Below are 23,545 nucleotides of genomic sequence, written 5' to 3'. Positions count from 1 at the left end.
TGTTCCGTAACAAACCAGGTAATAAAAAACCCGCTGGCGTTGACGCGCAGCGGGTTCTATCAGGCTGTTGCGAAATCAGAAACTATCGGCTTCGCGACTGGCCAGTGCCGCATTCGACTCGGCAATTGCCACTGGCAAACCATCTTCGGCGGCGACCACTTCGCGCACCATGTCCCAATCCAGACCTTGATTGCCCAGATCTTCACGCTTGAGCAGGGCATTGATCACCGCAGTGTGCTTATCGACAATCGACGATTCGCCCGTGTCATCAAGCGGCTGGTGAGCTTCCAGGTAGACCTTGCCATTACTCAGACCAAACTTATAAGGCTCGTTCATGATCCTTACCGAGGTGCCCACAGACGTCATGCCAGCCAGTTGCACGACATTATTGTTAAGCATGCGGAAACAGCCATGGCTCACGCGCATGCCGATGCCGAACTTCTTGTTGGAGCCATGAATCAGGTAACCCGGTACCGACAATGTCAGCTTGTAAGGCCCCAGTGGATTATCAGGGCCCGGCGGCACATAAGCCGGCAGCGGATCGCCATCGGCGGCATGTTCGTCGCGAATTGACTGCGGCGGGGACCAGCCCGGATTAGGGGTTTTCGCAGTGATCTGCGCATTGGCGACTGGCGAACCCCAGCCCTCACGGCCAATCCCCAGCGGATAGGTGTGTACGACATTTTGCCCTTTCGGGAAGTAATACAGGCGGTACTCGGCGAGATTGATCACCACCCCTTCACGCGGCCCTGGCGGCAGGATAAAGCGGGTCGGCAGGATGATCTCCGTACCTTCGCCAGGCAACCAAGGGTCGACCCCCGGATTGGCCGCGACCATTTCCAGGTAACCCAGATCATTGGCTGCGGCAAGATCGGCGAAGGTGTCTTCGTATTTGGCTTTGATTACCTGGACCTGACCCACAATGTCTTCACCAGGAGGCGGCAAAGGTAGCTCCATGGCAACAGCGGCGCCCATGGACACAAGCGTGGTGAGGGACAAGCAGCGGGCGACGGCAGGAACACGCAACGACATCCGGAAATCCTTGACGAGAATGGCTGATCTATAAGAGCGCAATTGTACACCCGCATTCGATACTTCGGGAGGCATCAGCAGCCTGGCCAAAATGGCCGATCTCCGCGACGCTGGGCATCGAATGTTGCACGACAACCGGGGCACAACCGCTTATCACGCAGCAATGGTTTAGCCAGCTCCCGCCAGCGCGGCTTGGCCGGCAACAAGCCGCCACAGAGGGTCCGATCGGCAAAACCACCCAGTTCAAGCTGACGCGCAACCAAATGCAGGCGAACCTCACGACAGGCAAACAGATCCAGCTGCTCGTCCGGTTCGATCAGTTGATAGGCATATAAAGACCAAGCGAGACGCGGCATCGAGGGCTCCTGGGCGGGGCCGCCACATTAGCCGAAAGACCGTACGCGGAAAAGCCTCAGAGCAATGGTTTCAGGGCCGGCCAGAGGTTATCCAGGAGTATCGGCTGAGCGTCCAGGGCTGGGTGAATGCCGTCACGCTGCATCAGTCTGGGGACGCCACCGACACCTTCGAGAAAAAACGGTACCAGCGGCACCTGTTTTTCCTCGGCCAGGGTCTCGAACACCTGAGCGAATGCCGTGGTGTAGCGCACACCATAGTTCGGCGGCAGTCGCATACCTAACAACAACACCTGGGCGCCGCTGGCACGCGACTCGTCGATCATCGCGGCAAGATTCTGTTGCAATTGCGCTGGTGGCTGGCCACGCAGCCCGTCATTACCCCCTAACTCGAGAATCACCAGGTCCGGCCGGTACTCGGCAAGTAGCCCAGACAACCGCGCGGCGCCGCCTGCGCTGGTATCGCCACTGATCGAGGCGTTCACCACGCGGTGCTCGAAACCCTGCTCAGCCAGGCGTTTTTCCAGCAAAGCGACCCAACCCTGGCGGCTATCCAGGCCAAAAGCCGCGCTGATACTATCGCCGACTACCAGCACGGTACCTGCCAGTGCGCCCTGCGCCCATAGCAGCAGGCCGAGGGCGACGCTGATTAACCCTGCACGCATTGGACTCTCCATGAACTCAAGCATTCTCACTGCGCGGAACCTTAGCAAAGTGGTTCCCAGCGCGGAAGGCGAGTTGACCATACTGCATGACCTCTCGCTCGACCTGAACCCTGGCGGCAGTCTGGCCATCGTCGGCAGTTCGGGCTCCGGCAAATCCACCTTGCTCGGCCTGCTCGCCGGCCTCGACTTGCCGAGTGATGGCAGCGTCACCTTGGCCGGGCACGACCTGGGCACACTGGATGAGGATCAGCGGGCCCGGGTGCGCGCCGAGCACGTCGGCTTCGTCTTTCAGTCCTTCCAGTTGCTCGACAGCCTCAACGCCCTGGAAAACGTCATGTTGCCGCTGGAGCTGGAAGGCCATGCCGATGCCCGCGAACGCGCTCGCGCCCTGCTGGTGCGGGTCGGACTCGGCCAGCGCCTGACCCATTACCCGCGCCAACTGTCGGGTGGCGAGCAGCAACGCGTGGCCATCGCCCGCGCCTTCGCCGCCGAGCCCGATGTGCTGTTCGCCGACGAACCCACTGGCAATCTCGACAGTCACACCGGCGAGCGCATCAGCGACCTGTTGTTCGAACTGAACCAGGAACGTGGCGCGACGCTGGTGCTGGTCAGCCACGACGAGCGCCTGGCGCATCGTTGCCAGCGCCTGATCCGTCTCGAAGGCGGCCGCTTGGTCGATCGGGTCGAGCCCTGATGGCCCGCCTGCCCTTCTCCCGCCTGCTCTCGCTGGCGACCCGGCAACTGTGGCGCGAGGCACGTGCAGGTGAGCTACGGGTGCTGTTCTTTGCGCTGCTGATCGCCGTCGCGGCCAGTACCTCGATCGGTTACTTCAGTGCGCGCCTGAGCGACGGCATGTTGCTGCGGGCTTCCGAGTTTCTCGCCGCCGACCTGCTGCTCAGCGGCAGCTCGCCAGCCGCAGAACAGCAGATCGGCAGCGGCCTACGACTGGGGCTTGAGCACGCCCAGACCGTCGAATTTTCCAGCGTGATCGCCAGCGATGCCGGCATCCAGTTGGCCAGTGTCAAAGCGACCGACAGTGCCTACCCATTACGCGGGCAACTGAAAAGTGCCGCGGCGCCTTACGCAACCGAACAACCAGGTCCAGGCCCGCAACCCGGCGAGGCCTGGGCCGAGGCACGGGTGTTCGCCGCGCTGAACCTCAAGGTGGGCGACAGCATTGAGGTCGGCGCCAAGACCTTGCGGCTGAGTCGCGTGCTGACCTACGAGCCGGATCGCGCCGGTGATTTCTACAGTTTTACCCCGCGCGTGCTGATGCGCCTGGAAGACTTGCCCGCGACCGGCGTGGTGCAGCCCGGTAGCAGGGTCAAGTACCGCGAACTCTGGCGCGGTACACCCGAAGCGCTGCTGGCCTACCGAGAGGCGATCAGCCCAACCCTGGAGGCCCACCAGCGCCTCGAGGATGCCCACGACGGCAACCGGCAGGTGGGCAACGCCTTGGGCCGTGCCGAGCGCTACTTGAACCTCGCCAGTCTCGCCGCCGTGCTCCTCGCCGGTGTCGCCGTGGCGCTCTGCGCCGCGCGCTTTGCCGCCAAGCGCTTCGATGCCAGCGCCCTGTTGCGCTGCCTGGGTCTGTCGCGCCGGCAGGCGCTGAGTCTGTTCAGCCTGCAACTGGCGTTGCTGGGCCTGAGTGCCAGCCTGGTCGGCGCCCTGCTGGGCTGGCTCGGGCAAAGCCTATTGTTCTACCTGTTACAGGGTTTGCTGCCCGCCGAACTGCCGCCGGGCAGCTTGACCCCGGCGCTGGCCGGCATCGCCACCGGCCTGGTCGCCCTTGCGGGATTTGCCCTGCCGCCACTGGCCGCCCTTGGCCGGGTGCCGCCGTTGCGCGTGCTACGGCGGGATTTGCTGCCGGTACCGCCCAGCTCATGGCTGGTGTATGGCACCGCGCTGCTGGCATTGGGACTGATCATGTGGCGCCTGAGCCTGGACCTGCAATTGACCGTCACCCTGCTCGGCGGTGGCCTCCTGGCTGCTGTGTTGCTGGGTGCGCTGCTGCTGTTCAGTCTTCAGGGACTGCGTCGTCTGCTGGCGCGCGCGGCACTACCGTGGCGCCTGGGGCTGGGCCAACTGCTGCGTCACCCCCTGGCGGCAGCCGGGCAATCCCTGGCGTTCGGCCTGATTCTGCTGGCCATGGCGATGATCGCCCTGCTGCGCGGCGAGTTGCTCGACAGCTGGCAAGCGCAATTACCCGAACATGCGCCCAATCATTTCGCCCTGAACATACTGCCGGCCGATAAAGACGCGTTCGCCGCCCGCCTCGCCCAGCTTTCGCCTGTACCGGCATCGCTCTACCCAGTGGTGCCGGGTCGCCTGGTGATGATCAACGGTGAGCCGGTACGGCAAATCGTCAGCGAGGATTCCCAGGGCGAGCGCGCGATCCAGCGCGACCTCAGCCTGACCTGGGCCGCCGAACTGCCGCGGGACAACCCGCTGAGCGCCGGCAGTTGGTGGAACAGTGCCCAGGCCAGCGAAATGCCAGGGGTCTCGGTGGAGTCGGGACTGGCCGCGAGCCTGCAACTCAAGCTGGGCGATCGCTTGAGTTTCAGTGTCGGCGGGATCAACCGCGATGCCCGGGTCACCAGCCTGCGCGAAGTCGACTGGAACAACTTTCAACCCAACTTCTACATGATCTTCGAGCCGGGCACCCTGCAGGATCTGCCGGTGACCTACCTCACCAGTTTCTACCTGCCGAAACAGCAGGAGCGGCAACTGGTCGAGCTGTCCCGCGCCTTTCCAACGGTCACCTTGCTGCAAGTCGAGGCCGTGCTGGCCCAGCTGCGCAGCATTCTCGCCCAGGTCACCCTGGCCATCGAATACGTCCTGCTGTTCGTGCTCGCCGCCGGCCTGGCCGTATTGTTTGCCGGACTGCAGGCCACCCTGGACGAGCGCATCCGTCAGGGCGCCCTGCTGCGCGCACTGGGCGCCGAACGCAGGTTGCTGATCAAGGCCAGGCAGGCTGAGTTTGGCTTGCTCGGCGCCGTCAGCGGCGTATTGGCCGCAATTGGCTGTGAGCTGATCAGCTTTCTGCTCTATCGCTATGCCTTCGACCTGACCTGGCAGCCACACCCCTGGCTGCTGCTGTTGCCGTTGATCGGCGCACTGCTGATAGGCGGTGCCGGCGTACTGGGCACTCGACGCGCCTTGAACAGCAGCCCCTTGACCGTGCTGCGCGAGGGATGATCTTGTTAGACTCGCGTTTTCTCGGTTACTCAGCAGTCTCATGAGCCGCTATCGCCCCCCCCGCAGCGCCGGCACCCCACTGATCACCCCCGAAGGCGAGGCACGCCTGCGCGCCGAGCTGCACGAGTTGTGGCACGTGCGCCGCCCACAGGTCACGCAGTCGGTCAGCGAAGCGGCGGCGCAAGGCGACCGCTCGGAAAATGCCGAGTACACCTATGGCAAGAAGATGCTGCGCGAAATCGACAGCCGCGTGCGTTTTCTGACCAAGCGTCTGGAGAACCTCAAGGTGGTCAGCGCGCGGCCAACCGATGCGAACAAGGTCTACTTCGGCGCCTGGGTCACCCTCGAAGACGACGACGGCAGCGAGTCACGCTACCGCATCGTCGGCCCCGACGAGCTGGACCTGAAACAGAACTTGATCAGCATCGACTCGCCACTGGCCCGCGCCCTGGTCGGCAAGGCCCTGGATGCCGAGGTGCGCGTGCAAACCCCGACCGGCGAGAAAGCCTGGTATGTGATCGCGATCGAGTACCTTTAAGTCGACCCCAGCCAGATCAGCGTCGGGTAATCAGCCCCTGCTTGGCCACCCGGATCAGATCCCGCACGCTGTCGTGCAAACGTTCGGCGCAAGGTGCTTGCAGCACGGCGAAATCGAAACTGTCGCTGGCAAAGCGCGCTAGCGACTCGCCGTCATGCACGAACTGAATCAGAAAGGTGCGCCGGCCGCCCCAACGCATCGGCCAGCCGTCGAGATAGCGCAGCAGGGTCGGTTGATGGCTGCCGCCAAGAAGAATTTTGGGGTTGCGTTGAATCCGCCCCGAGGTAATCGGGGTCAGGCGAATCAGCGATTGGGGACAGCTCATGTCATGTCTCCGCCTCAGGAATCCCGCTGGGCAGCGGTGAGAGGCGACACCGAACCAGCGCTTTAGCGGTATTTCGAAGCCTCCGTGGAAGTCTTCTCAGAGCCTTGTATCGAACAAGTGGCTCGGCGCCCCGCAAGTAGCTGTTTAAATCGGCGCATGGGCAGCATCCTAGAGAAGCCTGCGCAATACTGTCAAGACGGCAGTCCACAGCCGAGCCGGTAGTCATGAACGACGATGCTTTACGCTTATTCTTTGCCCTGCGCTGCCCCCCTCGACTGGCCGAGGCAATCACCACCTGGCGCGACGACCTGCAGTTGCAAGGCCGCCCGGTCGCGACGGCTAATCTGCACCTCACGCTGGTGTTTCTGGGACAACAGCCACTTACTCAGCTGCCCACACTGCTAAGCCTCGCGGCATCCGTGCAAGTGCCCGCGTTCGATCTGCACCTGGATCATCTCGGGCGGTTCAACAGTGGCCTGTTGTATCTGGCGCCGAACCAGCCACCCGAGGCATTGCAGGACTTGGCTCAGGGTTTGCGCGACACGCTGCTGGACACTGGCATCAACCTGGATGACCGCCCGTTCCGCGCCCACCTGAGCCTGCTGCGGCGCTGCCCACGCCTGCCAGCCGATGCCACCCCATCTTTCGATTGGCCAGTCAGCCATTTTGCCCTGTTCGCCTCCGAGCAGAGCGCCCATGGCAGCCACTATCGGCAGTTGCAGCAGTGGCCACTGCGGCCTAAGGAGTCGCCCTGACGTTTCGCCGCGTAACACAGGCGTCCGCCCTGACTGCCTGGTACTCCGCACACTTGGCACTCAAGTACCTGTTCCAGAGCGCTCCCCGCTGGCAGCAGGAGCAATGGCACGGTTCCTGCGCTACACCGCTGGCCGATGTATGCGCCCCGGGACGGGCGTGGTGGCCGCAAGGATTGCACTGACTGCCCGACTCAATTCACTTCGAGAGCGCCAATGAACAACAATAAGACTCTGCTCGCCCTCTGCCTGGGAGCCGGACTGCTGGCTTCCGCCCAGACTCAAGCCGGCTGGTTCGGCTCTTCCAGCTACACCCAGACCAAATACCCTATTGTGCTGTCCCACGGCATGCTGGGGTTCGACAGCATCCTCGGCATTGACTACTGGTACGGCATTTCTTCGGCCCTGCGCCGTGACGGTGCCAGCGTGTACACCACAGAGGTCAGCCAGCTGAATACCTCGGAAGCACGTGGCGAGGAACTGCTGGAACAGGTCGAAGAAATTGTCGCGATCAGTGGCAAGCCCAAGGTCAACCTGATCGGCCATAGCCATGGCGGCCCGACCATTCGTTACGTCGCCGCAGTCAGCCCGCAGCTGGTCGCGTCGGCCACCAGCGTGGGCGCACCGCATAAAGGCTCGGCCGCAGCCGATTTTATCCGTCAGGTACCGCCTGGCTCTGCCGGCGAAGCCCTGCTCTCGGGCATCGTCAACGGTCTCGGCAGCCTGATCAACTTCCTCTCCGGTAGCTCCAGCACCTCCCCGCAAAACGCCTTGGGCGCACTGGAGTCCCTCAACAGCGTTGGCGCGGCGCAGTTCAATGCCAAGTACCCACAAGGCCTGCCAACCAGTGCATGCGGCGAAGGCGCCTATAGCGTCAACGGCGTGCGCTATTACTCCTGGAGCGGCACCAGCCCGGTGACCAATATCCTCGATCCGAGCGACCTGCTGCTCGGCGCCACGGCCCTGACCTTCAATGGCGAGGCCAACGATGGCCTGGTGAGTCGTTGCAGCTCACACATGGGCAAGGTGATCCGCGACGACTACCGGATGAACCACCTCGACGAAGTCAATCAGAGCTTCGGGCTGACCAGCTGGTTCGAGACCGACCCGGTGAGCGTCTACCGGCAACACGCCAATCGCCTGAAAAACGACGGGCTGTAGCGCTAGGTGTAGGGGCCCGGCTGGGCCCCATTCAGCCCATGCGCAGTACACCAGATGCCTACCGTCCAATCAGTGAAAAATACCGTGAAAAAACTACTGTTGCTGTCACCCATGGTCTTCGTTAGCGGCGTTGCGGTGCTGCTCTATCTCGATCCTGTAAGCACTACCGACACGCTCAAACAGGCCTCATCCACAACCAGAATCCCCCCACAGCACAGTGAAACAGCCACGGAAGTGGCTCTGACGCCGGTTGTAAAAACACCGGTCAAGCCGCTCAAGGCGCTGCCCACCTCCTTTAGCGGCACCGAGGTGGATGGCGCGTTTCACATCGACGCCGCCGGCAACCTGCTGATCAGCGAAGATATCCGACGGATTTACGATTACTTCCTCGCCAGCATCGGCGAAGAACCCGTAAGCGCCAGTGTCGAGCGCCTGCAGGCCTATATCGTCAACCAGTTGCAGGGCCCTGCCCGCGATCAGGCGTTGGCTCTGCTGGCGCACTACCTCGACTACAAACGCGAACTGGTGCTGCTGGAGCGCGATCTGCCACAAGTGGCCGATTTAGCCGCCTTGCGCCAACGCGAGGCAGCGGTGCAAGCCTTGCGCGCGCGCCTATTCAGCACTGAGGTGCAGCAGGTTTTCTTCGCTCGCGAGCAGGCCTATAACCAATTCACCCTGCAACGCCTGGCGATTCAGCAAGATGCCGGCCTGGATGACGACGGCAAAGCGGCGGCGGTCGATCGCCTGCGCAATAGCCTGCCCGAGGAGATGCAGGACCTGCTGCTGCCGCAACTGCAAAACCAACTGCGCCAACAGACCGCCCAGTTGCAGGCCGCAGGTGCCCGTTCGGAGAAAATCCGTCAGTTACGTCAGCAACTGGTCGGCGGCGAGGCCACTCAGCGCCTGGAAGCACTCGATCAGAAACGCCAGGCCTGGAGCAAGCGCCTGGACAGCTACCTCAGGGAGAAAAGCCGGATCGCTGCCAACCAGGGCCTGAGCACCGGTGACAGAGTCAAGGCCATCGAGCAACTGGCCGAGCAGCGCTTCGACGAGCATGAGCGCATGCGCCTGAATGCCGCCGAGCAACTCGCGGCTGCGCGCAAGCAACCCGCCTCCTGAAATGACTAAGGCCCGCGCGGGGCGGGCCTTAGTCTTCGCAATGAGCAGGCGAATGGCTAGCTGGCGATGCGCTGATCCAGCGACAGTTTGCCAGCCCCTTCGCTCAGCACCGCCAGGCTGATGGCCAGCAATGCCAGGGCGAACTCATAACCGTTATTACTCATGAAGAAACCATTGGCCAAGTGCACGGAGGCAATCGCCACCAGCATGGTCAGCGCCAGCACCGCGGCAGCCGGTCGAGCCAGTAAGCCAAGGATCAACGCCAAGCCGCCGAAAAACTCGGCGCTACCGGCCATCAACGCCATCAGGTAACCGGGCGCCAAGCCGATGCTTTCCATCCACTGGCCGACACCGGCCAGGCCGTAGCCGCCAAACCAGCCAAAGAGTTTCTGCGAACCGTGTGCGACGAAGGTCACGCCGGCGATAATCCGCAGAATGGTCAGGCCATAGCCTGCTTGCGTGGCCATAACGGTTTTAGTCAGTGTGCTCATGTGCGGCGTTCCTTGTTTATGTGGGGGAATGGCGCACAGGATAAATCAATTAATCGATATTAAAATTACAAAATATTGCTATAAAACATCGATAAATTAGATTTTCATTTGCTTGCCTTGGCTTCCTGCGGTTCAAGCAAATAGCGCTCACGGTTATACGCCACGTAGTACTTGTTGACGCTGTTCACATAGCTGACCACGCCCATGCCAACTTGCTCCATGGCGATCCGTTCGACCTGAAAAAACCACTGATTAGGGTTCAAACCGCGCCGCCGAGCCTCTGCACGCATGCTTTGCACGCGCTGCGGGCCCAAGTTGTAGCCTGCCAGCACGAACGCCATGCGCTCCCGCTCATTCAGCTGAGGACTGTTGAAATAGCCACGACGGATCATCGCCAGGTACTTGGCGCTGGCTTGAACGTTGTTCTCCAGCGCCGCGATATTACCGACGCCGACACTGCTCGCCGCCGCCGGGGTGATTTGCATCAACCCGGTAGCGCCACCAGCCCCCCGGGCGGCAGGATTAAGGGTCGATTCCTTGAACGCTAGCGCTGCCAGAGTCAGCCAATCGAAGTTGTTCTGCTCGGCATGACGCTGCAAAACTGGACGCAGTTTTTCCAGGCGCTGACGCTCGGCCCGGCCCAGCGGGTAGTGCACCTTGTATAAGCGTCGATAGACCCGCTGGAAGGCCGCATCCTGGTCGGCCGGACTGCGATAGCTGCTGAAGAAGCGGTCGATACTGGCACGCAACATCGGCATGTCCCGGCGTACATACCAGCGCATGCCGCCGTTATTGGCCAGCACCAGGTGGTGCTCCAGACGGAGCTTCGGCATCACCTTGGCCCAGCGCTCGGCAATCGGCTGTTCAACCGCCGTGACGCTGTAGATACCGGCCTGGACCATCTCCAGCACATCCTCGATGGCCAGGCTCGGATCGACCCACTCGACGATGATGGGCTGCAATTTGCGCTGGATCAGTTTCTGGTTGACCAGGCGCAGTGCCTCGCCTGCCGCGCTACCGGCGGGTAACGCCACGCTACGTCCGGCCAGTTGTTCCAAACGCTGGTAGCGGCGGTCGCCCTGGCGCGCCACGATAATCAACGGCACCTTGCTGCGAATGGCCGCGCTGGCACTGACCTTACTGCCGCCGGGCACGGTGAGCAGCTCGCCAGGCGCCACCAGATCGCCCTCGCCGCGCTGCAGCGCACCGAGCAATTGATCTTTGGCTTTTGGAATAATCTTCAGTTTCAGCGCGCGACCATCGCCGGCTTTACGGTTGAGGTACTGTTCGAATGCGCGCAGACGGTGATATTCCACACCGATGCTCTGACCTTTGACCTCGCCCGAGCTGTTGCGGCTCTGGTTGACCAGTACCCGCAATTCACCGCTGCTGCGGATGCTCGCCAAGTCGCGCACCGCTGTCGGCGGCCCGACTTCTGGCGGCCCGGCCAGGCGGGCAGCGGCCGGCAACGGCAGCAGCCCCACTAGCAACAGGCAAAGCGCAAGCAGCGATCGCGACATCGAGTCTCCAAGGCAGGGTCGGCTCGCCTTGGGCGAAGCTGATCGACTGAGAGTATGGCTACGCTCAACAAGTTCCAGGAGCGCGGGGCGCGGAGGTTCGCACAGCCGGGCTCTGGACGCCAGCCAAAGTTATTACAAAGCCTTAATAACCAACCCTATCTTATTGTATTTATTGGTTTTATTTGTAATACAAAAGCTCTGTTATGCTGCCTGCCCCAGACCAGAGGTGACACCATGCAACTCATCGACATCGGCGTCAATCTGACCCATCCCAGCTTTGCCGAACAGCGTGAAGCACTGCTCACCCGTGCGTTCGCCGCCGGTGTCTGCCAATTGCTGCTAACTGGCACCAGCCTGGCGGAGAGTGAGCAGGCGCTGGAGCTGTGCCGCCAGCTGGACGAAGACCGCCAACGTCTGTTCAGCACCGCCGGCATCCACCCACACGATGCCAGCAGCTGGAACAGCGATAGCGCGGGTCAACTCAAGGCGTTGCTGGCCGAGCCGAGCGTGCGTGCCGTCGGTGAATGCGGCCTCGATTTCAACCGCGATTTTTCGCCACGCCCACAGCAGGAAAAAGTCCTGGAAGAACAACTGGCGCTGGCAGTGGAACTGCAGATGCCGGTGTTTCTCCACGAACGCGATGCCGATCAGCGCCTGCTGGAGATACTGCGCGACTACCGCGATCGTTTGCCCGCGGCGGTGGTGCACTGTTTCACCGGGGAGAAACGCGCGCTGTTCAACTACCTCGATCTCGACCTGCATATCGGCATCACCGGCTGGATCTGCGACGAGCGCCGTGGCACCCACCTGCACCCATTGGTCCGGGAGATCCCCGCTGGCCGATTGATGCTGGAAAGTGACTCGCCCTTCCTGCTACCGCGCAGCCTGCGACCGAAACCCAAGAGTGGTCGCAATGAACCGGCATTCTTGCGTGAAGTCCTGCGTGAAGTGGCGCTACACCGCAACGAGAGCGAAGCAAGCCTGGCCGAGCACAGCACGGCATGCGCCCGACAGTTCTTCGGCTTGCCAACTATCGTCGAGGTGGCGGCCGACAGCGATCAGGGTTGAAGCCTACCCCCCCTCTTCTTCAGCCCCCGGCGCGCCATGCCCTACGCGAATCCAACACTGCCTTGATATAGGTCAAGCCGCCAGTGGGTGATCCGCACAACAATGCCGGCACCTTGCCACTGCGGTTATTGCCACGATCAGAAGAAGACAACATGGGCACATGGATTCGTAACCTCTCCCTCAAATACAAGTTCTGGGCCGTCAACGCCGTGGCCTTCGTGACCAGCACACTGCTGGTGCTGTATGCCCTTTAGCTGGAGTGGCAGGTGCGGGTCGACGCCGCCCAGAGCGCGGCTCAGCGCCACGCCACACTGCTCAGCGCCTGGCCCGAAGGACAGGCACTGCCGAGCGATCCGACACTGTTGCGCTTTGCCAAAGGCGAGACTCCTGCGCTGCCGAATAACCAGGGCGGCGCCTTGAGCCGCGCCCGAGGCTGGGTCGCGCTGGAGCAAAACCCACTGTCGACCCAGACTAGTTCGATTGGCGCCGAGGTCATCGACCTCGGCCAGGGCCAACGCCTCGCCGTGCTGGCCCTGGCGCCCAGTCTGCTGCAAGTCTTCAGTGAGCGTGCGCCACGCTATGCATTGGTTGTCGCCCTGCTGATGCTGGCTCTGCTGGCCGCCTCGCAGTTGTTGATTCGCTTCCTGCTGACCCACCTCAATACCCTCAAAGACGTGCTGCTCAAAGTAGAGAAAAGCGGTGACCTAGCCGTGCGGGTGCCGCTCGATTGCCGCGACGAAGTCGGGCAAATGGCCACGGCGTTCAACGCCATGCAGGCAAGCTATCAATCGGTGGTGGGCAGCGTGGCGCAAGCAGCGACTCGCCTGGACGACCGCGCCGATCGACTGGCGAGCAGCATGCGCGAGGTGCGCCAAGGCATGCTCGAGCAGCAGAGCGAGACCGAGCAGGCCGCCACGGCGATCAATCAGATGTCTGCCACTGTGCAGCATATCGCCCAGCACACCGCCACGACCCGTGACCAGTCGAAAACCGCCGAACAGTTGACCGGTGCCGGTCGGCAGGTGGTCAGCCGGGTCGGAGAATCCATTGCCGGATTGTCCAACGGCGTGCAACAGACGGCCCAGATGGTTCAGCAGTTGGCGGCCGACAGCCAGAAAATCAGTGGCGCGGTGCAGGAGATTCACGGTATCGCCGAACAAACCAACCTGCTCGCCCTCAACGCTGCCATCGAGGCGGCGCGCGCCGGAGAGATGGGCCGCGGCTTTGCGGTAGTGGCCGATGAGGTGCGCAATTTGGCCAAGCGCGTCCAGCAGTCGACCGACGAGATCACCCAAATGATCATCCGCCTGCAAAACGGCACCAACGATGCCGTGGAATTCATGCAGGCGAGCTCGCTGAAGGCCGATGGCTGTGTGCAGCAAGCTCATGAAGCCGCTGATGCGCTGGCGGCCATCACCGCCTCAGTCAGCCAAATGCGCGAGAGCAATACCCAGATTGCCGTGGCCGCCGAGCAACAGAGCCAGGCGGCCGAGGAAATGAACCGTGCGGTGGTCAGCATCCGCGATGTCACCGAACGGACGGTGCAACAGACGATCGACTCCGCCACCACCAGCAGCGAGCTGGCGGCTCTGGCCGGGCAACTGACTCAGGCCATTCGCCAGCTCAAGCTTTAGCGCCGCCAGGGTCAGCCCAGGCGGGCTCAGGAGTGGTCAAGCCAAGGCTCAGCCGAATACCGTCACGGTCTGCCGGCTGATCGCCAACAGTTCGCCTTGCGCCGTCCACAGGGCCGCGGCGATGTGCCCGTAACCGTCACGCGCGCTTTCGATCTGCGCGTGATAGTGGCACCAATCGAGGGTAGTCAACTCGGCCACTGGTTGAATGAACTCGATGGTCCAGGTCAACGAGCTACCCGGTGCTGGCGAGCGCAAGTGCGACAGCACCGCCGGTGGCCAGGCATCGACCAGAGCCAACAGATGCGCTTCGTTGACCGGCTGTGCTTCGGTCTCATCACGCAAGCGCACCCAGCCGCCCATCTCCCGCGAAGGGTTGTTGGTAAAGGGCATGCCGCCGATGCCCCAGCGCATCGCCAGAAACCGGGTAAATTCCGGGGTCACCTTGGGCAGGTAGGGCAGCTCCTGGCATTCTTCTGCCGCCTTGATTACCGGGGCTGACAAGGGCGCCACATCGATGCTCGACTCGCGCGCGGCGCCGAAACTACCCTGCATCAAGGTCACCACCTGGCCGTTCTGCACCGCGCGCCCGAGTACCTGACTGACCGCTTTACCCGAGCGCAGTACCTCGACTTGGAAACTCACCGGCACATCGGGTTCGGCCGGGCCGACAAAGGTGATGGCCAACGAGCGCGGCGGGCGTCCTGTCGGCACCTCGCCGCGCATGGCTTCATAGACCAGCGCCGCCATCAAACCACCGAAACTGGCCCGCCCCTGGCCCCATGCAGCAGGGATCAGCACCGACTGTGGGTTGGCACGAACGGCCTGGAGCAACTCGGAAAAAGTCATACCTACCTCAAGACTGGAATGCGAGGGTGATCTTAGGGGATAGCTGCAGCCCGGAGGTAGCCCAGCAAAGTGGTGCTTCGGTCAATTGACAGGGGAAAACGGCAGCAGCGTCAAGTGGCTGACGTGCGGGATGAACACGCCTGCCACTGCTCGTTTCAGCGGGGGTGATGCTCGTCGTCGGCCAAGCGGATCACTTACCGCCTTGTCGACTACTTATCCTGACTCATCATCAGCCCAGGGAGGAACATCAGCCAGGCACCGAACGAACGCCCAAATCCCGGGCCCGTTTCGCGATGCTGATGTCGTTCATAGCAAGCACCGAGACCGCACACGGGGTGCAGGCAATACGTTTGACCAGATCGATGGCGGCTTGGCAGGCAGGACACACACGACGCTGAAATTTCTACAGTTCGTTTGGCTTCATGAGGTGATTTCCAAGAGCGATAGCTTGAGTACCTGTGGAAACTGACGGCCAGTTACAGGTCATCAGTGCAACACAGCTCTCCGCTCATCCTTGGACCATGTTCCCAGGTCAAGCACTAGGCGAGCCGGATTGTCTTGGCTAACCCGAGCCTGACGGGGCTCGACATGCTGCGAGCACTTTTACCGCTTAACCCGCACAGCAGGACAACTGGTTGATGTCCTTGAAAAAGGTCTGCGCCGCGAGCTTCAACCCCTCGACCATGGTCAGGTAGGGAAACAACTGGTCGGCCAGCTCCTGCACCGTCATGCGCGCCCGAATGGCAAGGGCGGCGGTCTGGATCAACTCTCCCGCCTCGGCAGACACCGCCTGCACGCCCAGCAGGCGACCGGAGCCCGCTTCGGCCACCAGCTTGATGAAACCACGGGTGTCGAAGTTGACCAACGCGCGCGGCAGATGATCCAGGCTCAAGGTACGGCTGTCGGTTTCGAACCCGGCCTGGTACGCCTGCACCTCGTTGTAGCCAACGGTGGCGACCTGTGGGTCGGTGAAGACCACGGTGGGCATGAGGACGAGATCGAGGCTCGCCTCGCCGCCGGTCATATTGATCGCCGCACGGGTGCCGGCTGCTGCCGCTACATAAACGAACTGCGGCTGATCGGTGCAGTCGCCGGCCGCATAGATGGCCGCTGCGCTGGTGCGCATGCCCTGGTCGACTTGGATGGCACCGCGCTGATCCAGCTTCACCCCGACGCCTTGCAGATTCATGTCTAGGGTGTTGGGCGTGCGCCCGGTGGCGACGAGTAGTTGGTCGGCACGCAACTCGCCGCGGTGGGTACTCAGAACGAACTCGCCATTGTCATGGAACACTTGGCTGGCTTGCGTGTGCACCAGCACTTCGATGCCTTCCATGTGCAAGGCCGCCGTCAGCGCTTCGCCGATGGCCGGGTCTTCACGGTAGAACAGCGTGTGGCGCGCCAGGATCGTCACCTGGCTACCCAAGCGGGCAAAGGCCTGTGCCAGCTCCAGCGCGACCACTGAGGAACCGATAACGGCCAAGCGGGTGGGAATCGCATCGCTCACTAGGGCCTCGGTGGAGGTCCAGTACGGCGTGTCCTTGAGGCCGGGAATCGGCGGAACGGCTGGGCTCGCACCGGTGGCCACCAGGCAACGGTCGAAGGCAAGGATGCGCTCGCCACCCTCGACCAGTTCCACGCGAAGCGTGTGGCCGTCCTGGAAGCGGGCTGTTCCGCGCAGCACGCTGATCGCCGGGGTGCTGTGCAAAATGCCTTGATATTTGGCGTGGCGCAGCTCGTCCACACGCGCCTGTTGCTGCGCCAGCAGCCGACCACGCAGGATGATCGGCGGCGTGGCGAGCAATCCAGCGTCGAACGGACTCTCGCAGCGCAGATGGGCCACATGCGCCGCGCGAATCATGATTTTCGACGGCACACAGCCGACGTTGACGCAGGTTCCGCCAATGATGCCGCGCTCGATCAGGGTGACCCTGGCTCCGGCTTCAGCCGCCTTGAGGGCAGCCGCCATGGCGGCGCCGCCGCTACCGATCACGGCGATATGCAAGCGACTGTCGTCCTTGTCAGGGCGAGCGATTGGCTCCGCACTACCGACGGTGGCGGCCTCATCGACAGCGGCTCGATAACCTAATGCGGCGATGGCAGCGAGTATTCGCCCAGGGTTGGCACCCGCCTGCGTCAGTACCCTCGCTTTGCGCTCGGTATAGGACACCGAGGCCTGCCTCACTCCGACAAGCTGCTGCAATGCCGCTTCGATCTGCGTGGCGCAGGCCGTACAGGTCATCCCCTCTACGCTGATTTCAATCATGGTCTTGTCCAGTTGCAGTCGGTGTACGACCCGCTTGGGCTTCGCGTTTGCGCCAGATGGCATGGAGGACCAAGCCGATAAACCCGGTAAGCGCAGGCAGGCCGATCAGCCCCAGTAGGATGATCAGAATCGGCGTGCAGCAGCACCCTGCCCACCACGCCGACCCGCATCAAGGTCTTCGGGCTTGCCATGGCTACTCCTTAGCCGAAGACGGGTAGCCGGCGTTTTCGGTCGCCCTGCTCAGCGCCTGCACGTTGGTCTTGCTGTCATCGAAGGTGACGATGGCTTCGCGATTCTCGACGTTCACCTTGATCGCGCTCACCCCCTCGACCCTGGAGAGCGCGTGTTTGACCGTGATCGGGCAGGCGGCGCAGGTCATGCCAGGCACCGATAGCGTGACGGTTTGGGAGGCGGCCCATGCCGGGGAAACCCAGGCAATGAGAGCGAGGCAGGCAAATGACTTTTTCATAGTGGGCTCCAATCAATAGAACCAAGGCGCGGCATAGGGAAAGCCGAGCGCGACCACGACCACCATGACCACAATCCAGAAGAGCAACCTGTAGGTCGTTCGCACCTGCGGGATCACGCAGGCCTCACCCGGCTCGCAGGCTGGTGGCGGGCGAAAAATGCGCCGGTAGGCGAAAAACAACGCCACCAGCGCCGCGCCGATGAACAGCGGCCGGTAGGGTTCCAGCACCGTGAGATTGCCGATCCAGGCGCCACTGAAGCCCAATGCGAGCAACACCAGCGGCCCCAGGCAGCAGGTCGACGCGAGAATCGCCGCCAGACCTCCGCCGAGGAGAACCCCACGCGTACGTTTCGATTCAGCCATCGGCTCATCCTTTCGCGTGTTTGATCGATGGCTTAAGGTTAAGTCCGTAGTCATGTACGGATTCAAGCGCCATGCACAGCAAACCTGAAAGCTTGACCATCGGCGCCTTCGCCAAGGCCGCGGCAGTCAACGTGGAAACCATTCGCTTCTATCAGCGCAAGGGCTTGTTGCCCGAGCCGGACAAGCCCTATGGCAGCATTCGTCGTTATGGCGAAACGGATGTGACGCGGCTGCGCTTTATCAAGTCGGCGCAGCGGCTCGGTTTCAGCCTGGAGGAGATCGCCGAATTACTGCGACTGGAGGATGGCACCCACTGCGAGGAAGCCAGCCGTCTGGCTGAACACAAGCTTGAGGACGTACGGGAGAAACTGGCGGACCTGTTGCGCATAGAGGCTGCGCTGTCAGAGCTTGTGTGCGCCTGCCATACGCGCAAAGGCAATGTGTCCTGCCCGTTGGTCGCAGCGTTGCACACGGATAACCTGTCGTGCTGAAAACCACACTGGATTAACCGGACGCCCGTCGCGAGCAACGCCTGAATCGCTACTCCCGTCCACCAGTCGTAAAGCGCCACGGCAACGCGCGGCGTAATGCCCGCAGATGCTCGCGCAAGACCGCCGGAGAGGCGTCGCCACCGGCATATTGCTGCGTCTCATAGGCTGCAGCGAATGCGCGTATCGCCTGCGCCTGCTCGGGCAGTGCCTGTATCGCACGCTCGGCATAGGCACGCGCACCCTCGCCCGGTGCGCGGCGCACCGCATGCCGGGCCAGTAGCTGCTCGAAACGTTGAAACAAGCGGCGTTGTACGTCGCGCTCGCGCTGCCAGGGCTTGAATAAGCAAAGCGCCAACAGGCTCAACAGCAGCCCGCCGCCACCAACCAGGCAGAGCGCCAACCAGCGTGCATCGATACGGCCAAACCAGCGTTGCAAGGTTTCCAGCTGCTGCGCGCCCTGATAGCCCAGCACCCAGCGCTGCCAGCCGTAGTTAAGACTGTCCCAGCTCAGGCGCAACTGATTCAGCCAGCCCAACTGGCGGTAGCGCAGTGGCGAAAAGGGCGAGTCTTCGAGAAAGCTCTGCTCATCGGCCAGCGCCTGCTCCAGCCCTTGTTCGATACGTTCCGGAGCCACCTGGAAGGTTGGATCGACACTCACCCAGCCCCTGGCGGCTTGCCAGTACTCGACCCAGGCATGGGCATCGAACTGGCGCACCTGCAGGTAATTGCCGCTCGGGTTGTATTCCCCGCCCTGATATCCCGCCACCACCCGTGCTGGAATGCCCGCCGCGCGCAGCACGAAGGTCATGGCGCCAGCGTAATGCGCGCAGAAACCATTGCGGGTGTCGAAGAGGAAATCATCAATGCTGTTCACCCCGAGCTGTGGCGGGCGCAAGGTGTAGCCATAAGGCTCACGATTGAAGTGACCGAGCAACGCCTGCACCAACTCTTCGGGCTGCGGATAGCGCCGTTTGAGTTCAGCGGCCCAGACCCGGCTGCGCGGATCCCCCGTAGCCGGCAGCTGCAGGGCACGGCGCAAACCCGTAGCGGTACCCGCAGGCTCACGTAGTGCCTGGGGCCAGGATGTCACCTGATAGAGCAAGGAGCGCTCGACCGGCTGTTGCCGTTGCAGACGGAAGTCGTTCATCTGCCGCGCTTGATCGAGCGTGGTTTCGGCCACGTCCAGGCCAAACAGCCAGCGCTGCGAGCTCGGCTGCATGACGATGCTGTAGCGCAGCGGCTCCCCGCGTTTGTCCCAAGCCGGCGCCAGGGGCAATTGCGCGGCGCTGGCCTGCGACCAGCGCCGGCCATCGAAACGCTCGAGCGTCAGGGCACGCCAATACAGCTGATCACGCGGCGGCACCGCGCCGTCGAAACTGGCACGAAAGGCCAAGGCCGCCGAGCGGCTCAGCTCGGCGATGTCCGCCGGTGCCATGCTGTCGGACAGGCCGGTGACACCTTTGCTGTGCGGCGCTGGCATCGACCACAGGGGCCCCAGCCGCGGAAACAACACGAACAACAGCAACATCAGCGGCAGCGCTTGCACCAGCAACCCTGCGGCCAACCGGGCCGTCGGCCAGGGACGCATGGCCAGGCCACTTTGCTGCAAGCCGATCAGCGCCGCCAACAGCGTCGTCACCGGCAACAGACTGAATAAGGCCAGCTGAATGCTGTCATCGAACAGGTAGGCGGTGACCACCGCGAAAAAGCCGAGAAAGATCAGCACCAGGGCATCGCGGCGCGTGTGCATTTCCAGCATTTTAAGAATGAATGCGGCAATCAACAGCACCACGCCGGCGTCCAAACCGATCAGGCTGCCCCGGGAAACGAACACGCCGACCGCCGCGCCCAGCATCAGCCCTGCCTTGGCCCAGGCATTGGGGTAGCGCGCACGCATGCGGAAAATCTGAATACGCCAACCCGCACAGCCGAGCCACAGGGCGATGATCCACATCGGCAAATGCGCGAGGTGAGGGATGATCACCAGGGCCTGGGCGACCAGCAGCCAACTCAGGCTGACACGTGGAATACCGATTGGAGCACTCATGGCGCACTGCCAAACAGCGCCAGGACGCGCAGGCAGGCATCGCGATGCTGTTCGCCACTGTCCTGCGCCACTAGGCAACCGGGCAAGCGCAAGGCAAACGGCTGCTGTCGCTCGCTCAGCTGCAGCACCCAATGACAGAGCCGCGACAGACGCAGCTCGACATCGCCCGTGAGCGCGTCGAAGTCCAAACTCAGGTCACGCCCGCTGAGCACGGCGAAGTCCTTGACCAGCAGCCCCTGCCCCCGCGAGTACGCCTTCCAGTGCATGCGCCGCTTCGAGTCTCCCGGCTGGTAGTCGCGCAGCCCCTGGAAGTCGTCCGTACCCTGCCCCTGTGCGCGTGTGCCCTGCTCCTGCTGATCGTCATCCGCACCGGCGGTCAGCGGCAACTCGCCGGCCAGCGGCCGCGGGTAGACCAGCAGCGCCTGATCCAGGTCGACCCAGCTCCAAGCCAGCAGAATCCCCAGGGGGAAGCGGCTCTCGACGCGCAGCCGCCCGGGGCGCAACCAGCCACGGCGCTGGGTGGCAATGCTCAGCTCGCATTCGCTGACGCCTTCGGCGGGCACGTCGTGCACCTGCAAGACACCCGGCGGCCAACCCAGGGCGATCGCCTGATGTGCCCGCTGCGTGCTTTCCAGGCGCAACCGAAAGCGCCCCTGCTCACCGACGAACACCGCACCCGCGCTGCCGGCCTTGAGCACCAGCCCGGCCAGGTTGCGGTAGGTGTGCAGGATGGCGACGATGAACACCGAGCCGAGCAAAAAGGTCAGGCCGTAGGCCAGGCTGTTCTGGTAGTTGATCGCCGCCAGCAGCATCAGGGCCAATGCCAGGGCGAACGCCGCCCCGACTTGGCTGGGAATGATGAAAATTTGCCGTTGCGTGAGGCGCACACTGGCGGCAGCGGGAATGCGCCGTGCCAGCCAGCGACTCCAGCGCGACCTGAACAGCCGACTCAAAGTGCCGGCACCTCGCGCAGCAACCACTGCACCAACGCCCCGCCACCATGCCCGCTCGGATCGGCCCGCTCGCGCAGGCGGTGGCCGACCACCGAGGGCAGCACCGCCTGCACATCCTCGGGAATCACATAGTCGCGCTCGGCCAGCAAGGCCCAGGCCCGGGCGGCTGCCAGCAAGGCCAGGCTGGCACGTGGCGACAGGCCCCAGGCGAATTGCGGCTGGCTGCGCGTCGCCTCGACCAGACGCAGCACGTAATCGACCAGAGCATCACTGGCGCGTATTTTCGGCACCTCGGCCTGGATCGAGGCCAGTTCACTGTGACTGGAGATCGCTTCCAGCCGCGGCAACAGCGAGCGCCGCGAGTCGCCGAGCAACAAGGCCTTCTCAGCGGCTTTGGCGGGATAGCCGAGCGACAGGCGCATCAGGAAACGGTCGAGTTGGGACTCTGGCAAGGCGAAGGTACCGCCCTGGCTGACCGGGTTCTGTGTGGCGATCACAAAGAACGGTTCGGGCAGCGGTCGGGTCGCGCCCTCGATGGTCACCTGGCCCTCCTCCATGGCTTCGAGCAAGGCGCTCTGGCTCTTCGGTGTGGCCCGGTTGATCTCATCGGCCAGCACCAACTCGGCGAAAATCGGCCCCGGATGAAAGACGAACTGCCCGCTGTCCTTATCGAACACCGAGGTGCCGAGGATGTCCCCTGGCAACAGGTCGGAGGTGAACTGGATACGCTGGAAGCTCAGGCCGAGCACCTTGGCCAGGGCGTGACTGAGGGTGGTTTTGCCCATACCGGGCAGATCTTCGATCAACAGGTGGCCGCGCGCCAGCAAACAGGTCAGCGCCAACCGCACCTGCGCTTCCTTACCCAGCAGCACCTGGTTCACCGCACCCTGACAGGCTTCCAGTTTCGTACGCATCGCCCACTCCTTATGCAAGTGGGTCGATGCTACTGGTCAGCGCGAAGCGGGCAAAGCGCCCTGTAACCTTTACTCATGAAACTGTGAAGGAAACCTGCCTCAGAGACGGAAATGCCCTGCCATACCTTGCAGTTCAACACCCAGCTCCGCGAGTTTGATGCTCGAACCTGCTGACTCATCCATCGCCGTGGAAGACTGGTCGGCGATATCACGGATCAGGGTGACGCTGCGACTGATCTCCTCCGCCACCGCACTCTGCTGTTCCGCCGCCGCCGCAATCTGCTGGTTCATCTCGAATATCTGCGTCACCGAACCGGCAATGCCTTTCAGTGCCCCCTCGGTTTGATTGGCATCCTGTACCGTCTGTTCAACCAGAACACCGCTCTTGCTCATGTCCTCGACCGAGCGGCGCACGCCTTCACGCAGGGTGGCGATCAACCCCTCGATTTCCGCGGTGGACTGTTGCGTGCGCTTGGCCAGGGCGCGTACCTCGTCGGCTACTACCGCAAAACCGCGGCCTTGCTCGCCGGCACGGGCCGCCTCGATGGCCGCGTTGAGGGCCAGCAAATTGGTCTGCTCGGCCACGCTCTTGATTACATCCAGAACCGAATCGATGCGTTGAGCGTCTTCGCTTAGCTGCTCGATGCTCTGAGTGGTGGTGGCCATCGCAGCGGCTAACTGGTTGATCCGGGCTAACGTCTGTTGCACCACTTCGGCGCCACTGGTGACCCGCTTGTCTGCTTCTTCGGCAGAGCCGGCGGCAGCCTCGGCGTTGCGCGCGACATCATGCACCGTGGCGGTCATCTCGCTCATCGCGGTGGCCACCTGATCGGTTTCCGCTTTCTGTTCATTCACACCCTGGCGCGTCTGCTCAGTCAAGGCTGACAGCGACTGCGCCGAGGCGGAAATCTGCGTCACGCCCCCTTGTAAGCGGCCAACCATCTCACGCAGGCTGAGCGACATGGCTTGCATGGCTGTCAGCAGCTGTCCTACTTCATCAGTGCGCTGCACCTCGATGTCAACGCTGAGGTCGCCATCGGCGATATTACGGGCATGCTGGATCACCTGCTTGAGCGGACGCACGATCAACAAGGTAATGGTCAGGGTGGCCAGCAGGCCAATCATCAGGGCCAGGGCCGCGGCCAGGAAAATCAGCCAGGAACTGGTCTGTAACTGGGCTTTCATGCCGGCCCTCTGCTTGGTATAGCCCTCGCCTACCAGCGCCACGATGCGTTCGGCCTGCATCACCAACTGGGCATGTTCCTGCTTCTGCTGTTGCAGGTGACGCGTGTACTCGGCCAGACGCTCGTTGAAGGAGTCGATGCCGATGATGACGTCCCCCA

At 62.7% G+C, this 23,545-nt stretch carries 22 protein-coding genes and 2 pseudogenes; 9 read left to right on the top strand and 15 right to left on the bottom strand.

The window, feature by feature from the left end:
• Positions 1–75: 75 nt before the first annotated feature.
• The 3 genes from FBY03_RS20480 to FBY03_RS20470 all read right to left on the bottom strand — a co-directional run bounded on the left by FBY03_RS20480 (position 76) and on the right by FBY03_RS20470 (position 2,050).
• Complete coding sequence (locus FBY03_RS20480; protein WP_147174197.1) at positions 76–1,032, bottom strand: L,D-transpeptidase family protein; 957 nt, start codon at positions 1,030–1,032, stop codon at positions 76–78.
• A 74-nt stretch (positions 1,033–1,106) separates the two neighbouring features.
• Complete coding sequence (locus FBY03_RS20475) at positions 1,107–1,388, bottom strand: hypothetical protein (RefSeq protein ID WP_147174196.1); 282 nt, start codon at positions 1,386–1,388, stop codon at positions 1,107–1,109.
• Positions 1,389–1,444: 56 nt separating this feature from the next.
• Entirely contained in the window at positions 1,445–2,050 is a 606-nt protein-coding gene (locus FBY03_RS20470) for an arylesterase (protein WP_147174195.1), read from the bottom strand.
• A gap of 10 nt (positions 2,051–2,060) precedes the next feature.
• Between FBY03_RS20470 and FBY03_RS20465 the strand changes: the two genes are divergently transcribed.
• From FBY03_RS20465 to greB, 3 genes are read left to right on the top strand one after another with little or no spacing between them, the layout of a single operon-like run.
• On the top strand, positions 2,061–2,744 hold the full coding sequence (locus FBY03_RS20465; protein WP_147174194.1) for an ABC transporter ATP-binding protein: 684 nt from the start codon (positions 2,061–2,063) through the stop codon (positions 2,742–2,744).
• Positions 2,744–5,248 (top strand): ABC transporter permease, encoded by a 2,505-nt coding sequence (locus tag FBY03_RS20460; RefSeq protein ID WP_147174193.1) that lies wholly within the window; start codon positions 2,744–2,746, stop codon positions 5,246–5,248. Before FBY03_RS20465 ends, FBY03_RS20460 begins: the two co-directional genes overlap by 1 nt.
• 40 nt (positions 5,249–5,288) lie before the next feature.
• Entirely contained in the window at positions 5,289–5,786 is a 498-nt protein-coding gene (gene greB / locus FBY03_RS20455) for a transcription elongation factor GreB (RefSeq protein ID WP_147174192.1), read from the top strand.
• Between the two features lie 16 nt (positions 5,787–5,802).
• Here greB and FBY03_RS20450 read toward each other — a convergent pair whose 3' ends face one another.
• Positions 5,803–6,111, bottom strand: a complete 309-nt coding sequence (locus FBY03_RS20450) for a class I SAM-dependent methyltransferase (protein WP_147174191.1) — start codon at positions 6,109–6,111, stop codon at positions 5,803–5,805.
• Between the two features lie 224 nt (positions 6,112–6,335).
• Between FBY03_RS20450 and thpR the strand changes: the two genes are divergently transcribed.
• The 3 genes from thpR to FBY03_RS20435 all read left to right on the top strand — a co-directional run bounded on the left by thpR (position 6,336) and on the right by FBY03_RS20435 (position 9,143).
• Positions 6,336–6,866 carry an RNA 2',3'-cyclic phosphodiesterase gene (gene thpR / locus FBY03_RS20445; protein WP_147174190.1) on the top strand — a complete coding sequence of 177 codons (531 nt, stop codon included), beginning with the start codon at positions 6,336–6,338 and terminating at the stop codon, positions 6,864–6,866.
• Between the two features lie 213 nt (positions 6,867–7,079).
• Positions 7,080–8,024 (top strand): triacylglycerol lipase, encoded by a 945-nt coding sequence (locus FBY03_RS20440; protein WP_147174189.1) that lies wholly within the window; start codon positions 7,080–7,082, stop codon positions 8,022–8,024.
• A gap of 84 nt (positions 8,025–8,108) precedes the next feature.
• Positions 8,109–9,143 carry a lipase secretion chaperone gene (locus FBY03_RS20435; RefSeq protein WP_178090730.1) on the top strand — a complete coding sequence of 345 codons (1,035 nt, stop codon included), beginning with the start codon at positions 8,109–8,111 and terminating at the stop codon, positions 9,141–9,143.
• Positions 9,144–9,199: 56 nt separating this feature from the next.
• On the opposite strand, the gene FBY03_RS20430 is transcribed toward FBY03_RS20435, so the two are convergent.
• Positions 9,200–9,634, bottom strand: a complete 435-nt coding sequence (locus tag FBY03_RS20430; protein WP_147174187.1) for a DoxX family protein — start codon at positions 9,632–9,634, stop codon at positions 9,200–9,202.
• A 104-nt stretch (positions 9,635–9,738) separates the two neighbouring features.
• Positions 9,739–11,154, bottom strand: a complete 1,416-nt coding sequence (locus FBY03_RS20425; protein WP_147174186.1) for a transglycosylase SLT domain-containing protein — start codon at positions 11,152–11,154, stop codon at positions 9,739–9,741.
• 234 nt (positions 11,155–11,388) lie between these two features.
• On the opposite strand from FBY03_RS20425, the gene FBY03_RS20420 reads away from it, so the two are divergent.
• Both FBY03_RS20420 and FBY03_RS20415 read left to right on the top strand, forming a co-directional pair.
• Positions 11,389–12,222 carry a TatD family hydrolase gene (locus tag FBY03_RS20420; protein WP_147174185.1) on the top strand — a complete coding sequence of 278 codons (834 nt, stop codon included), beginning with the start codon at positions 11,389–11,391 and terminating at the stop codon, positions 12,220–12,222.
• A gap of 416 nt (positions 12,223–12,638) precedes the next feature.
• Complete coding sequence (locus tag FBY03_RS20415; protein WP_371920802.1) at positions 12,639–13,856, top strand: methyl-accepting chemotaxis protein; 1,218 nt, start codon at positions 12,639–12,641, stop codon at positions 13,854–13,856.
• Between the two features lie 48 nt (positions 13,857–13,904).
• Here FBY03_RS20415 and FBY03_RS20410 read toward each other — a convergent pair whose 3' ends face one another.
• The 4 genes from FBY03_RS20410 to merT all read right to left on the bottom strand — a co-directional run bounded on the left by FBY03_RS20410 (position 13,905) and on the right by merT (position 17,797).
• Positions 13,905–14,702: an acyl-CoA thioesterase II gene (locus FBY03_RS20410; RefSeq protein WP_147174184.1), complete on the bottom strand. Its 798-nt coding sequence runs from the start codon at positions 14,700–14,702 to the stop codon at positions 13,905–13,907.
• Between the two features lie 610 nt (positions 14,703–15,312).
• Positions 15,313–16,965: a mercury(II) reductase gene (merA, locus tag FBY03_RS20405; RefSeq protein ID WP_147174183.1), complete on the bottom strand. Its 1,653-nt coding sequence runs from the start codon at positions 16,963–16,965 to the stop codon at positions 15,313–15,315.
• 193 nt (positions 16,966–17,158) lie between these two features.
• On the bottom strand, positions 17,159–17,434 hold the full coding sequence (gene merP / locus FBY03_RS20395) for a mercury resistance system periplasmic binding protein MerP (RefSeq protein WP_147174182.1): 276 nt from the start codon (positions 17,432–17,434) through the stop codon (positions 17,159–17,161).
• 12 nt (positions 17,435–17,446) lie between these two features.
• Positions 17,447–17,797, bottom strand: a complete 351-nt coding sequence (merT, locus tag FBY03_RS20390) for a mercuric ion transporter MerT (protein ID WP_147174181.1) — start codon at positions 17,795–17,797, stop codon at positions 17,447–17,449.
• A gap of 71 nt (positions 17,798–17,868) precedes the next feature.
• Here merT and merR point away from each other — a divergent pair, with 71 nt between their 5' ends.
• The gene (merR, locus tag FBY03_RS20385) at positions 17,869–18,288 is read left to right on the top strand and encodes an Hg(II)-responsive transcriptional regulator (RefSeq protein WP_147174180.1); all 420 of its coding nucleotides are present in this window, start codon (positions 17,869–17,871) and stop codon (positions 18,286–18,288) included.
• A gap of 49 nt (positions 18,289–18,337) precedes the next feature.
• Here merR and FBY03_RS20380 read toward each other — a convergent pair whose 3' ends face one another.
• The 5 genes and pseudogenes from FBY03_RS20380 to FBY03_RS23600 all read right to left on the bottom strand — a co-directional run.
• The gene (locus FBY03_RS20380) at positions 18,338–20,335 is read right to left on the bottom strand and encodes a DUF3488 and DUF4129 domain-containing transglutaminase family protein (RefSeq protein ID WP_147174179.1); all 1,998 of its coding nucleotides are present in this window, start codon (positions 20,333–20,335) and stop codon (positions 18,338–18,340) included.
• On the bottom strand, positions 20,332–21,279 hold the full coding sequence (locus tag FBY03_RS20375) for a DUF58 domain-containing protein (RefSeq protein ID WP_371920801.1): 948 nt from the start codon (positions 21,277–21,279) through the stop codon (positions 20,332–20,334). The genes FBY03_RS20380 and FBY03_RS20375 overlap by 4 nt, the downstream gene beginning before the upstream one ends.
• A gap of 5 nt (positions 21,280–21,284) precedes the next feature.
• Positions 21,285–22,202, bottom strand: coding sequence for a MoxR family ATPase (locus FBY03_RS20370; protein ID WP_147174177.1), 918 nt, complete (start codon positions 22,200–22,202; stop codon positions 21,285–21,287).
• Positions 22,203–22,301: 99 nt separating this feature from the next.
• Positions 22,302–22,808 (bottom strand): annotated as a pseudogene (locus FBY03_RS23605) (methyl-accepting chemotaxis protein); the annotation flags it as partial.
• Positions 22,809–23,156: 348 nt separating this feature from the next.
• A pseudogene (locus FBY03_RS23600) lies at positions 23,157–23,327 on the bottom strand (HAMP domain-containing protein); the annotation flags it as partial.
• Positions 23,328–23,545: the final 218 nt, after the last annotated feature.

Source organism: Pseudomonas sp. SJZ079 (genome assembly GCF_007993865.1).
GTDB lineage: Bacteria > Pseudomonadota > Gammaproteobacteria > Pseudomonadales > Pseudomonadaceae > Aquipseudomonas.
This window is presented reverse-complemented; position numbering and strand designations above follow the sequence as displayed.